We start from the raw sequence: 12,102 nt of genomic DNA on the forward strand, positions 1-12,102 counted from the left end.
ACGGCCCGGCCGTCCCGTTCGCCCCGGCCGCCCCGGTCACGGCCGGGGGCCGAAGCTCACCTCCATGGCCGGCCGCAGCCCGAGGTCCCGGCCGGTGCGGGGCTCGTCGACCGCGATGAGGATGTTGTAGTGGTTGGGGAAGTGGCAGGAGTCGAAGCCGAGGACGGTGCCGACCTGCTCGCCGTCGATCACCACCGGGTCGCCGCGGTCGATGACGCCGCCGCCGGCCAGCTCCACGAAGCCGAGGAACCCGACCCGGTCCACCCGCGCGCCCGTGGCCGTGTCGTGCTGGTCGGTGGTGACGAGCTCGTGCACCTCGCCGCGCCGGACGCAGCGGCTGGCCCACTCGTCCACGGACATGCCGCGGTCCTCGCGGCGGTGGATGAGGATCTTCACCAGCCGGCCGGAGACCGCCAGCTTGTCGCCGTCTTCCTGCGGGTTCACCGCGCTGCTCCCGTCGTCGTCGGGTCGGTCGCGGGGCGCTGCTCCCCGCGGTAGATCTCGGCCACCAGCTCCAGGGCCGCGAGCCCGCCCTCGGCGCGGTCCTCGCCGGCGCGTACGGCCCGGGCGAAGTCCGCGACGATGCCCCGGTACTCGTGCCACAGCGACTGCTTGAACTCCGGGTAGCCGTCGAGCATGTCGGCGCTGTGCACGGAGCCGTCGGTCAGCCGGAGCGTGACGTCCTTGCACTCGCCCTCGTACGACCAGTCCAGCTCCACCCGGCCGCCGGCGCCGGAGGCCGCGGTCAGCGTCACCGTCGCCTGCCGGTCGGTGCCGGCCGCGTCGCGCACCACCTCGGCCCCGGCCAGCTCGACCGGGCCGAGGAACTGCCGGACGGTGTCGAAGGCGTTGGGTCCGTTGTCCGCCACGCAGCCGCCGCCGCAGCGGTCGGCGTCGAGGTACCAGGCGTCGGCGCCGGCGTGCTCCTCGATCTTCTCCAGGTAGCGCACGACCACCGACTCGATGCTGACGCCGGGCGGGACGGACTCCAGCAGCTCCAGCGCGTTGGCGTTGTAGCGCCGGTGGAAGGCGGTGAACAGCACGACGCCCCGCTCGCGGGCGGCGCGTACCAGCGCGCGGCCGTCCGCCAGCCGGGTGGCCAGCGGCTTCTCCACGCACACCGGCAGGCCGGCCGCGACGAGGTCGCCGCACACCTCGGCGTGGGCGTCGTTGGGCACGTTGACCACGGCCGCGTCCAGCCCGCCGGCGGCCAGCAGCTCCCGGTGGCCGGTGTGGCAGGGGACGCGGTCCCGGTACGGGGCCAGCGCCTCGTCCCGCAGGTCGCACACCGCGGCCAGCTCGACCCCGGGCACCTCCGCCAGGGCGGCGGCGTAGAAGCGGGAGATGACGCCCAGGCCGATCAGGCCGACGCGCAGCGGGCGGGTCGGGTCGTCAGCGGTCATCGCGGTCTCCCTCCGGGAGCTTCAGCCCCAGGTCGTCGGCGACGGCGCGCAGTTCGTCGAGGAGCGGGTCGGCCACGGGCACGCCCTCGGCCAGCGCCGCGGCCCTGAGGTCGGCCTCCCGGCAGCCGGGGTAGGCCACCCGGTCGGTGCCCGGCAGCGTCGGGCTGCCGGTGAGGGCGGCGAACAGCCCGGCCGCCTGGCCGGTGAAGTCCTGCTCGGGGCGGAGGGCGGCGGGCGCGACGGCGAGGACGAAGAAGCCGATGTCGTCGTCCCGGCCGCTCGGCCCGCCGGTGCCGGCGTACGCGTCGGGATCGGGGCCGAGGCCGGCGCCGGGCACCAGCGCGGCCAGCACCTCGACGAGCAGGGCCAGCCCGTAGCCCTTGTAGCCGCCGGTCTCCGGGTGGCCGCCGAGGAACAGCGGGAAGGCCTCGCCGCGGTCGAGGGCGTGGGGGTCCGTCACCCAGCGGCCCTCGGCGTCCTGCAGCCAGCCCTCGGGTATGGGCTTCCCGGCCCGGGCCGCCTCGCGCACCTTGCCGGTGGGGGCGACCGTGGTGCTCATGTCGAGCACGAACGGGGCCTGCCCCGGCCCGGCGGGGGCGGCCGCGGCGAGCGGGTTGGTGCCCAGCATGGCGACGCTGCCGCCCGGCGGGCGGGCGATGCGCTGCCGGCCGCAGTTGGAGGCGACCAGCCCGACCATGCCGCTGTCGACCGCGCGGGCGGCGTGGAAGCCGGCGCAGCCCAGGTGGGTCGCGTCGCGTACGGACACCATCCCGATGCCGTACTGCCCCGCCCGCTCGACGGCGAGGTCCATGGCCTCCGCGGCGGCCCACAGGCCCAGGCCCTTCCGGGAGTCGAGCAGCACGGCGGCGCCGCGGTCGGCGAGCACCTCCGGCTCGGCCGCGGGCGCCACCCGGCCGGACTCGAACAGCGGCAGGTACAGGCGGGTGAGGTTGGCCAGCCCGTGGGAGCGCATGCCCACAAGGTCGCCGTAGACGAGCGCGTCGGCGGCGGTGCGGGCACGGGATTCGGGCACGCCGCGGGACTGGAAGACCTCGGTGGTGAAGTCGGTCAGCTGGTGGTAGGGGAGCAGGTTCATGACGATCCGTTCGTAGCTGAGGCGAAGCCGGCCACCAGGGACGCGATGCCGTCGGCGTAGTGCTCCAGGTCCCGGGTGTCGACGTACTCGCCGGCGGCGTGGGCGCCGTTGGCGTCGAGGTCTCCGGGGCCGTAGACGACCGTGTGCGCGTTCGGCAGGGCGTGGGTCCAGATGGCGTCGCAGGTGCAGGCGGGGACGTCCGGCGGGGCGTACGTCAGCCCGGCCCGGGTCAGCAGCCGCTCCGCCCACGGGTCGCGGCTGTCGAGCGCGGGCAGCCCGCGCTTGGCCCACGTCAGCTCGGTGATCCGGCGGGCGTCCCGGGCGGTCCTGGCGAAGTCCGGCAGCCCGGCGAAGGCGGCGGCGAACTCCTCGGTGCCGGCGCGGAGTTCGCGTTCGAGCGCCTCCTCCTGCGCGCGGCCGGCGGCGGCCGTACGGTACGCCAGGTTCAGCAGCAGCGCCCCGGTGCCGTACACCTTGTTGTGCACGGTGCCGGTGTGCAGCCCCGCGACGCAGACCCGGCCGCCGTCGACCGCGCCGGGCAGCCGGCGGGCCAGGTGCTGGGCGAGGAAGCCGAGGAGCACGGTGGCGTTGTGGCCGGCCTCCGGGTGGTCGTCGATGGAGTCGGTGCCGGCGACGGCGATGCGGGCGGTGGCCGCCGCGGTGGCGCGGGGCACGAGCAGGCCGCGGGTCGGCTCGCAGAACACGTTGATCCGCCCGGTCCAGCCCTGCTCCACCAGCGGCCGGGTGCCGAAGACGCCCATGGCGCCGCCCTCTTCGCCGGCCACCGCCTGGACGAGCACGCCGACGTCGGTGCCGAGCCCGGGCACCCGGGCCGCCGCCGCCCGCAGCCCGGCGAGCAGCGCCACCGCCGGGCCCTTGGCGTCGACGGCGCCGCGGCCGTGGAAGCGGTCGTCCGCCAGCCGCGGCGGCTCGCCGCCGGCCACGGTGTCGAGGTGCACGTTGAACATGAGGGTCCGCTCCGGCGGCTGCTCGCCGCCGAGGCGCAGCACCATGCTCGGCTGGCTGTCGAGGAACCCGGCCACCCGCCGCGCCATGTCGCGCACCTGCGCGGGCACGTCCGGGCGCGCCAGCCACTCCGGGTCCGGGGCGGCGTGGTGCACCACCTCGAAGCCCAGCTCGGCGGCGGCCTCGGCGTAGGCCGTCTGTGCCTCGCGCAGCCGCGGCGGCTCCGCGTCCGGGCCCGTCTCCATCGGCCCCGCGGTCGGCAACCCGATGAGGTGGAGCAGCAGGTCGCGGTCCGCCCGCGACAGCCGCACCGGCACTGCCGTCATGCGGCCGCCTTGCGGATCCGGCCCAGCAGCTCCTCCAGCGCCCGGCCGCAGGCGACGAAGGCCGCCCGGGTCTCGTCGTCGCCGGCGGTCGCGGACTCGTGCGGGCGCACCTTGACGTGCGGCTCGATCGACAGCGCGCCGGTGTAGCCGCGGTCCAGCAGGTGGCGCAGGCAGTCGGCGACGCGGCACTCGCCGTGGCCGGGCAGCGTGTAGCGGATCTCGTCGCCCTCGACGACGGCGTCCTTGATCTGCACGTGCTCGATCCACGGCGTGAGCGCGGGCAGCAGGTCGAGCGCCCGGTAGCCGTACGCCGGGCCGTTGCCGGTGTCGAAGACCAGGCGCAGCGCCGGGCTGTCGACGTAGCGCAGCAGCTGGAGCATGCGGTCGGCGCTGGCGCCGGCCCAGCCGGCGCAGTTCTCGTGCAGCAGGACGAGCCCGGCGCGCTCGGCCCGGGCGGCGAGGGCCGCCATGCGCCGGAGGACGACCGCGCGCCAGGCGCCGGGGCGCAGCCCGTCGTTGGGGTAGGACATGACGCGTACGTACCGGGTGCCGAGCCGGGCGCAGCGCTCGGCGAGCACGTCCAGCTCGCGCAGGTCGTCGTCGAAGTCGCCGGTGACGGGACGGGCCCAGTTCGCGATCCGGGAGTCCACGCAGTGCACGCGCAGGCCGGCGGCGTGCACCGCCCCGGCCAGGTCGGCGAAGGCGGCCTCGCCGAGGTCCGCCAGGGCGGTGCCGTCCACCGAGCGCAGCTCGATCAGCGGCCAGCCCAGCTCGTTCAGGGCCCCCGTCTGGACGGCGGCCGAGGCGCCCGCCTCGTCGCCGATGCCGCAGAGGGGGAGGGTGTCAACCGGCATCAGGTGACTCCGTGGTCGTACCGGACAGGTGCTTCGCCGCGTCGAGCAGCCGCACGAGGCGCATCTGGCGCTGCAGCTCCTCGTCGAGGGCGGCGGCGTCGCCCAGCTCGCCGGCGAAGTGCCGGTAGGTGTCGAGCAGGCAGGCGTCGAGGGCGAGGTCCGGGAAGACGGAGTCCTCGGGGGTGCCGCCCGCCGGGCTGACGGTCAGGTGGGCGTAGTGGTCCTCGCTGCCGACGGGGTAGTGGCCCACCGCCCGCCCGGACTCGAAGTCCAGCTCGATGCGGCGCTCGCGGCGCGGCGAGGTGAGGTCGCACTCGACCCGGCTGACCGCCCCCGAGCGGTGCCGCAGCCCCAGCTCGGCCCCGCCCATGCCCGGCACCCGCCGGCCGCAGACGTTCACGTCGGTGAGGGCGGCGTGCGCCACCTCGGCGTCGCCGGCCAGCCGCAGCGCCACGGCCACCGCGTGCGGCGGCTCGACGTCGAAGGCCGTGCGGTGGCTCCGGCTGTTCAGGGTGCGGTGGATACGGGGCTTGTGCTGCCGGATGCCGATGCGGTGCAGCCGGCCGAGGCGGTCGCCGTCGACGATCTCCGCGAGCCGCCGGGTGAGTGAGCTGTGCAGCCACGGCGCGACCACGGCTATGCGCAGCCCGTACTTGTCGCGTATCGACTCCAGTTCGTCGAGCGCGCCGGCCGTGTCCGCGAGCGGCTTCTCCACCAGGATGCGGCCGAACCCCAGCTCGCCGAGTTCGGTCAGGACGCCGGCGCGCTCGCCGGGCGGGGTGCACACGTGCACCACCGTCGTCTCCGGGTCCAGCTCCGCCCGCGCGGCGGCCGGCGAGCCGACCGTCCGGATGTCCGGGTCGTCGCCGTCCGGGCCCCCGCCCGGCCCGCCGGCCGGGTGTACGTCGTAGCCGAGCGGCGGCGCCGCGGCGAAGAGCCCGGGAAACTGTCGCCGCAGCCGGAGCAGCACCGGCAGATGGAGCTCCCGGCCGGAGCGTCCCAATCCGACGATGAATGTACGCAACACCGCATTCCTTTATCCGTCCGGCAACGAAGCGAGGCAGGTCACGCTACGCGGAGAAGCGAGGCCGGACCGGTAGCAGATACTTGCTTCCCCCGGGTGTGCAAGGGGCACGGAATTGTCATGGCCGCCGGTCTTCCGCGCTCCCTAGGCTCCCAGCCCGAGACCGGACGATCTGGGGGCGCGTGTGTCCTTCTCCGAGCGGCCAGCCAAGAGTTACGTCTTCGACCCGCTGTGGGATCAGGAGACCGAGCGGCTGGCCACCAACGAGGCGATCTGGGACCCCGGCACGGCCGAGCGGTTCGACCGGCTCGGCGTGGGTGCCGGCTGGTCCGTGCTGGAGGTCGGCGCCGGCCACGGCGGCACCGCAGAGCGGCTCGCCGAACTCGTGGGTCCCGCCGGCCAGGTCACGGCGGCCGACCTGGAGACCGGCCGGCTGGTGCGGCTGAAGGAGAAGGGCGTCGAGGTGCTCCAGGTCGACATCACGACCGGGCACCTGCCGACCGGGCAGTACGACCTGGTGCACTCCCGCATGCTCGTCCAGCACCTGCCCGACCGCGTCGCCGCGGTCCGCAAGATGGTCGCCGCCCTGAAGCCCGGCGGCCTGCTGTTCCTGGAGGACACCGACTCGCTGCCGCTCTTCCGCAGCGTGGTCTCCGAGGACTTCCTCCAGGACGTCCGGCAGGCCGGGTACGGGCTGATGCGCGAGTCGGGCCACGAGCCCCGCGGCGGCCACTACGACCTTGCGGCCGCGCTGGAGTGCGGCCTGGAGGACGTGTCCGCGGAGGGCCGGACGGTGATGGTGCAGGGCGGCTCGCCGCAGGCCCGGCACTACCAGCTGTGGCTGGAGTTCATGCGCCCGCGGGTCGTCGGGGCCGGGCTCCTCGACGACGCGCGCATCGACGAGGCGCTGGCGGAGATGGCCGACCCGGCGAACCGCTGGCTGAGCCAGATCCTGATCTCCACCTACGGCCGCCGGCCGCGAGGGACGGGGCAGCCGTGACCGTGGCCGGCTCCTCCCCGCAGCCCGACGCGCCGAGCCGTCTGAGGGCGTACGTCGTCCTCGGCAAACTCGCCTTCTACGACTACTACCTCGCCGCCTTCGTCGTCATCGCCGCACTGCCCGCGTCCCGGCTCGACAACCCGGGCAGCTACGTGACGCTGGTGCTGTACTTCGCCGGCTACGCCGGGGTGGTCGCGGCCTCGGCGACGCTGGACGACGTCACCGGCATCCGGGACGGCAGCGACGAGCGCAACTACGCGCCGGAGCAGGGCGCGCTGCGCGACCGGTCGCGCAAGCCGCTGCTCAGCGGCGTGCTGACGGCGCGGGAGGCGGAGCGGTTCGCCGGGGTCGCCGCGCTCTGGGGCCTCGCCCTGTGGTCGCTGACGTACGCCACGGCGCCCGACCCGCCGCTCTGGGCGGCGTTCGCGCTGCTCGCCGCGCTGGTCAGCAACCTCCAGTACTCGTACGGCCTGAAGCTCAGCTACCGCGGCGGGCAGGAGCTGCTGCTGCTCACCCCGGGGCTCGCGGTGCTGCTGCCGTTCGTGCTCATCGAGGGCTCCGTCAGCGGGCTGATCTGGACGGAGACCCTGCTGGTGGGGCTCTGGAGCCTGATGGTGTCGATCTACTCGAACATCAACGACGTGGAGGGCGACCGCCAGGTCGGCCGCCGGAACCTGGCCACGCTCACCACCCCGGCCGGCTACCGCCGCGTCGTGGCGGCGGTGCACCTGCTGGAGCCGCTGACGGTGGCGGCGGCGATCGCGCTCGGCGCCGTACCGTTCTGGTTCGTCCTGCCGATGATCCCGCTGTACGCGATGCGCTTCCAGCAGGCCCGCTCCGGCCTCGCGCGCGGCGAGGTGCTGCGGGCCCGGCTGCTGGGCATCAAGCTGCACCGGTGGGGCGTGCCGGTGCTGGTCGGCCTCAACATCCTCGTCGAACACGTCTGACGGGGCGCGTCGTTGACCCCTGAGGCGCCAGGCGCGGGGCCGGCGGAGAAGCGGCGGCCGGCGCTGACCGTCTCGACGCTGGTGGCCGGCGTCGTCGTGGTCGTGGTCTCGTACACCGGGCCGGTGGCCGTGGTGCTGCAGGCCGCCCGCGCCGGGGACATCGGCGCGGACCGGCTGGAGTCGTGGCTGTGGGCGCTGTCCATCGGCAGCGGGGTGACGTGCGTGGTGCTGAGCCTGGCGTACCGGGCGCCGGTGCTGACCGCGTGGTCGACGCCGGGCGCGGCGCTGCTGGTGACCGCGCTGGGCACGTACTCCTTCGCCGAGGCCGTCGGCGCGTACGTGATCGCCGCGGTGCTCACCGTGCTGCTCGGCCTCAGCCGGCTGTTCGGCACGCTGCTGCGGCTGCTGCCGCCGGAGGTCGCGGCGGCCACGCTGGCGGGCATCCTGCTGGAGTTCGGGCTGCGGCTGTTCCGCACCGCCGACGGCGACCTGGCGCTGGTGGTCCTCATGCTCGCCGCGTACCTCGCCGGCCGGCGCTTCGCCGCGTCCTGGGCGACCGCGCTGGCGCTGCTCGCCGGCTGCGCCTGGACCGCCGCCACCGCCGGCTTCGGCAGCTGGTCGGGCGAGGTGCGCCTGGCCGTCCCGGCGTTCACGGCGCCGGAGTTCACCGCGGACGCCGCGGTGGGCCTCGCGCTGCCGCTCTTCCTGGTCACCATGGCGTCGCAGAACGCCCCCGGGCTGGCCGTGCTCAACGCCGCGGGCTACCGGCCCGACGCCGACCGGCTGGTCACCTCGACCGGCGCCGCCTGGCTGGCGCTGGCCCCGTTCGGCGGCCACGCCATCAACCTCGCCGCCATCACCGCGGCCATCTGCACCGGCCCCTCCGCCCACCCGGACCCGGGCCGGCGGTACGGGGCCGGGGTGGCGGCCGGCGCGGGCTACCTGATCGTCGGGATCTCCGGCTCGACCTTCCTCGCCCTGTTCGCGACGCTGCCGGCGGCGCTGGTGGCGGCGACGGCCGGAATCGCGCTGCTGGGCGCGACCGGCGGCGCGCTGGCCGCGGCCACCCGGGACGCGAGCCGGCTCGACAGCGCGCTGATCGCGTTCCTCGTCACCGCCTCCGGCGTCGAACTGCTCGGCGTCGGGTCGGCGTTCTGGGGGCTGCTGGCCGGGGTGCTCACCCACCTGGCCCTGCACCGGCGCCGGGCCGGCTGACCGCCGGCCCGGGCCCGTCCCTCCGCCGCGCGCCTACGTCCAGCGGCCGGTGCCGATGGTGCCCGTGCTGCCCAGCACCTTCTCGCGCAGCTCCAGCCGTCGGACCTTCCAGGTCGCGGTGCGCGGCACGTCCTCCCAGGGGATCACCCGGGGCTCGCCCAGCTCGGGCAGGTCGGCCGTCGCCCGCTGCCACGCCTGCGGGTCGAGCTCGTCGCCGTCCAGGCTGAGCACCGGCACCGGCTTCTCGCCGGGCGTGCCGAGGACGGTGACGTCGGAGACGTCGGGCAGCCGGTCCAGCAGGATGCTCTCCAGTTCGATCCCGCTCATCCCGGGGATGACGTCGACCTCGCGGTCGATGAGCTTGAACTGCCCGCCCTTCGTTCGCTCGCCGATGTCCCCGGTGTTCCACCACCTGCCGGTGGCCTTCTCCCGGTACCGGTCGCTCTCGCCGAGGTAGTCGAGGCAGCGGCCGCTGCTGGCGACGAGCATCATCCCGGGCTCGCCCCTGCGGCGCACCGGCTCACCGGTCTCGACGTCGACCACCCGGACCTTCGCGAAGCCGGGCATCGGCCGGCCGATCAGGCTGGTGACCGCCTTGGCGTCGGTGGTACGGCGCAGCATCCTGCGGGTGTACACGGCCGCGCAGATCGGCCCCGCCTCGCTCTGCCCCCAGCTCTGCCCCCACAGCGGGAGGCGCCGCCGGGAGACGCCGAGGAAGGTGCGTACGGTCCGCGGGTGCACCGCGTCGAACGTGCCGACGTACATCCGGACGCGGTGGAACAGCTCGGGCCGGCGGTGCGCGAGCGACTCCCAGCGCTGGAAGATGTTCGGGCACGCCTCCAGCGTGGTGGGCCGGTGCTCGGCGAGCACCCGGGCGGCGTTGTCGGGGTCGTGCCGGGAGATGGCGACCAGCTTCTCGGGGGCCAGCGTGAACTGGCCCATCAGCCACGTCACCGTGCGCCCGTGGGCGAAGGAGATCGACGACGCGTACACGGTGCTGCGGTTGCTGGCGAGCAGGGGGAACCGTATCCGCTCCAGCTTCGCCGCGCCGCCGAGCAGGCTGGTGCCGGAGTGCACGACGAGCTTCGGCACCCCCGTGGTGCCGGAGGTGTGCATGATGAGCATGGGCTCGTCCGGGCCGCGCAGCTGCACCGGTGCCTCGGGCGCCCCCTCCAGGTCGCCGAGGGTGAGCGCCCCTTCGGGCGCCCCCGGGCCCGGCTCGCCGAGCACCAGGAACCGTATCTCCGGGCCGCCCAGCTTGACCCCGGCGGCGTCGGCCCGTGCCAGCACCGCGGGCGAGACCACCACGACGCTGGGGTCGAGCCGCTCGATCATCTTCCGGTGCGCCTCGGGCGCGCCGACCCCCGCGATCGTGGCGGGCAGCGCGCCGATACGGGCCGCGGAGGCGGCGGCGAGGGTGATGTCCAGGTGGTTCTCTTTGATGATGGCCACCCGGTCGCCCGGCCGCGCCCCGGCCGCGTACAGCCGGCCGGCGAAGTCCCGTACCAGCGCGGCCAGGGCCTCCGCGTCGTAGTGCACGCCACCGGCCGGGGCGATATCGAACGGACGGTCGAGCCAGGCGGCAGTCTGGCGCTTCAGGCCGGCGTGCCAGTCGAAAAGCGCGCCGATGTTCATCGGCGGTCTCCGAGTGGGCATGTGGAGTCCTCCCCGCAGACGGAGTCGTGGCGATCACCCTACGAGCGCGACCCGTACGCCGGCACGGCAATGCCCGAGGCGGGCGGCCCTGACGCATAGCAATAACTAGCCGGTTCCCCGGGCATGTTCCGTATGGTGGACCGCCCACCGCGCCGCTACATGAGGTCCTCCAGCGGCACCGCCGGGTCGCCCAGGCGCTCCGGGTCCACCGCCGTGCCGGACCTGATCAGGTTCTGGATGCCCCCGGTGACGTCCCACACGTTCATGTTCATCCCCGCCAGCACCCGGCCCTCCTTCAGCCAGAACGCGACGAACTCCCGCCGCCCGACGTCGCCGCGGCACACCACCTGGTCGTACGACCCGGGCGGCGCGTGCCCCGAGTACTCCAGGCCCATGTCGTACTGGTCGGAGAAGAAGTACGGCACGCGGTCGTACGTCACGTCCCGCCCGAGCATCGCGCGGGCCGCGGCCGGGCCGCCGTTGAGCGCGTTCGCCCAGTGCTCCACCCGCAGGGGGGCACCGCCGGCGGCCGGGGAGACCGCGGCAGGGGAGACGGCGGCGGGATGAGCGACGGCGGCGACGTCGCCGGCGGCGTAGACGTCCGGGTCGGAGGTGCGCAGCGCGGCGTCGGTGGCGATGCCGCCGCCCTGCTCGCGCGGTACGACGTCGAGGCCGGCGGCCTCGGCGAGCGCGGTGCGCGGGGCGGCGCCGATGGCGGCGAGCACGTCGTGCGCCGGGTGCTCGTCGCCGTCGTCGGTGAGCGCCGCCAGCACCATGCCGTCCTTGCCGGTGATGGCCGTCAGCCGGGTGCCGAAGTGGAACCGGACGCCGTGCTCGCGGTGCAGGTCGACGAAGACCTGGCCGATCTCCGGGCCGACGACCGCGTGCAGCGGCGTGGGCTCCGGCTCGACGACGGTGACCTCCGCCCCGTACGTGCGCGCCGCCGCGGCGACCTCCAGGCCGATCCAGCCGGCGCCGGCGATGACGAGGTGCCCGTTGTCGCGGCCGAGGGCGGCGAGGACGCCGCGCAGCAGCTCGGCGTGGGCGAGGCGGCGCAGGTGGTGGACGCCGGCGAGGTCGGTGCCGGGGATGTCCAGCCGGCGCGGCTCGGCGCCGGTGGCCAGGAGCAGCTTGTCGTAGTGCACCCGGGTGCCGTCGCCGAGGGTCACGGCCTTCGCGGCGCGGTCCAGCGCGGTGACGGTCTGGCCGAGGTGCAGCTCGACCTCGGCCTCGGCGTACCAGCCGGGCGGCTGGGCGAAGACGCTGTCGCGCTCTTCCTTGCCGAGGAGGTAGCCCTTGGACAGCGGCGGTCGCTCGTACGGGTGGTCGTGCTCGTCGCCGATGAGGATGACCCGGCCGGTGAATCCCTCCGAGCGCAGCGTCTCCGCCGCTTTCGCTCCGGCCAGTCCTCCTCCGACGATGACGAACGTCTGATGTGCGTCGACCACTTCACGCCCTCCTCTGGCTCCCGGGCCCCGACCATCCATTTTGCCGTGTCCCCGGCCGCGTTGCCGCCACCGCGAGCCTCCCGCACGCGGCGTGGTGGCGGAAGGGGCTGGCGCGCCAGGGCTGCGCGGGCGGACGGAGCCGTGCACGGGGCCGGCGGGCCGCGGGC

Annotated in this window: 11 protein-coding genes; 3 read left to right on the plus strand and 8 right to left on the minus strand. The window is 75.1% G+C overall.

Translation table 11 applies throughout. The features are described from left to right. Nucleotides 1-36: 36 nt before the first annotated feature. From ABD317_RS00180 to ABD317_RS00205, 6 genes are read right to left on the minus strand one after another with little or no spacing between them, the layout of a single operon-like run. On the minus strand, nt 37-444 hold the full coding sequence (locus tag ABD317_RS00180) for a DUF6917 domain-containing protein (RefSeq protein ID WP_344286547.1): 408 nt from the start codon (nt 442-444) through the stop codon (nt 37-39). Continuing rightward, nucleotides 441-1,403 carry a Gfo/Idh/MocA family protein gene (locus tag ABD317_RS00185; RefSeq protein WP_344286548.1) on the minus strand — a complete coding sequence of 321 codons (963 nt, stop codon included), beginning with the start codon at nt 1,401-1,403 and terminating at the stop codon, nt 441-443. Before ABD317_RS00185 ends, ABD317_RS00180 begins: the two co-directional genes overlap by 4 nt. Beyond that, the gene (locus ABD317_RS00190; RefSeq protein ID WP_037781371.1) at nt 1,393-2,499 is read right to left on the minus strand and encodes an Ldh family oxidoreductase; all 1,107 of its coding nucleotides are present in this window, start codon (nt 2,497-2,499) and stop codon (nt 1,393-1,395) included. The genes ABD317_RS00185 and ABD317_RS00190 overlap by 11 nt, the downstream gene beginning before the upstream one ends. Next, on the minus strand, nt 2,496-3,791 hold the full coding sequence (locus ABD317_RS00195; RefSeq protein ID WP_344286551.1) for a M20/M25/M40 family metallo-hydrolase: 1,296 nt from the start codon (nt 3,789-3,791) through the stop codon (nt 2,496-2,498). The genes ABD317_RS00190 and ABD317_RS00195 overlap by 4 nt, the downstream gene beginning before the upstream one ends. Further along, the gene (locus ABD317_RS00200; RefSeq protein ID WP_344286552.1) at nt 3,788-4,645 is read right to left on the minus strand and encodes a sugar phosphate isomerase/epimerase family protein; all 858 of its coding nucleotides are present in this window, start codon (nt 4,643-4,645) and stop codon (nt 3,788-3,790) included. The genes ABD317_RS00195 and ABD317_RS00200 overlap by 4 nt, the downstream gene beginning before the upstream one ends. Further along, complete coding sequence (locus ABD317_RS00205) at nt 4,635-5,672, minus strand: Gfo/Idh/MocA family oxidoreductase (RefSeq protein ID WP_344286553.1); 1,038 nt, start codon at nt 5,670-5,672, stop codon at nt 4,635-4,637. Before ABD317_RS00205 ends, ABD317_RS00200 begins: the two co-directional genes overlap by 11 nt. Before the next feature lie 181 nt (nt 5,673-5,853). Between ABD317_RS00205 and ABD317_RS00210 the strand changes: the two genes are divergently transcribed. From ABD317_RS00210 to ABD317_RS00220, 3 genes are read left to right on the plus strand one after another with little or no spacing between them, the layout of a single operon-like run. After that, complete coding sequence (locus ABD317_RS00210; RefSeq protein WP_344286554.1) at nt 5,854-6,669, plus strand: class I SAM-dependent methyltransferase; 816 nt, start codon at nt 5,854-5,856, stop codon at nt 6,667-6,669. Next, nucleotides 6,666-7,616 (plus strand): UbiA family prenyltransferase, encoded by a 951-nt coding sequence (locus tag ABD317_RS00215; protein WP_344286556.1) that lies wholly within the window; start codon nt 6,666-6,668, stop codon nt 7,614-7,616. The genes ABD317_RS00210 and ABD317_RS00215 overlap by 4 nt, the downstream gene beginning before the upstream one ends. A 12-nt stretch (nt 7,617-7,628) precedes the next feature. After that, a complete protein-coding gene (locus tag ABD317_RS00220; RefSeq protein WP_344286557.1) occupies nt 7,629-8,831 on the plus strand; it encodes a benzoate/H(+) symporter BenE family transporter in 1,203 nt (400 codons plus the stop codon). Nucleotides 8,832-8,864: 33 nt separating this feature from the next. Here ABD317_RS00220 and ABD317_RS00225 read toward each other — a convergent pair whose 3' ends face one another. Both ABD317_RS00225 and ABD317_RS00230 read right to left on the minus strand, forming a co-directional pair. Further along, nucleotides 8,865-10,487 carry a class I adenylate-forming enzyme family protein gene (locus tag ABD317_RS00225; protein ID WP_344286558.1) on the minus strand — a complete coding sequence of 541 codons (1,623 nt, stop codon included), beginning with the start codon at nt 10,485-10,487 and terminating at the stop codon, nt 8,865-8,867. A gap of 155 nt (nt 10,488-10,642) precedes the next feature. Next, on the minus strand, nt 10,643-11,935 hold the full coding sequence (locus ABD317_RS00230) for an NAD(P)/FAD-dependent oxidoreductase (RefSeq protein WP_344286560.1): 1,293 nt from the start codon (nt 11,933-11,935) through the stop codon (nt 10,643-10,645). Between the last annotated feature and the right edge of the window lie 167 nt (nt 11,936-12,102).

It is taken from the genome of Streptomyces synnematoformans (assembly GCF_039531005.1).
In the GTDB taxonomy this organism is placed as follows: domain Bacteria; phylum Actinomycetota; class Actinomycetes; order Streptomycetales; family Streptomycetaceae; genus Streptomyces; species Streptomyces synnematoformans.

Coding starts and splice junctions, on each gene's coding strand:
- ABD317_RS00185 (WP_344286548.1), bottom strand. CDS start 1,403: ATGACCGCTGACGACCCGACCCGCCCGCTGCGCGTCGGCCTGATCGGC.
- ABD317_RS00190 (WP_037781371.1), bottom strand. CDS start 2,499: ATGAACCTGCTCCCCTACCACCAGCTGACCGACTTCACCACCGAGGTC.
- ABD317_RS00195 (WP_344286551.1), bottom strand. CDS start 3,791: ATGACGGCAGTGCCGGTGCGGCTGTCGCGGGCGGACCGCGACCTGCTG.
- ABD317_RS00200 (WP_344286552.1), bottom strand. CDS start 4,645: ATGCCGGTTGACACCCTCCCCCTCTGCGGCATCGGCGACGAGGCGGGC.
- ABD317_RS00225 (WP_344286558.1), bottom strand. CDS start 10,487: ATGCCCACTCGGAGACCGCCGATGAACATCGGCGCGCTTTTCGACTGG.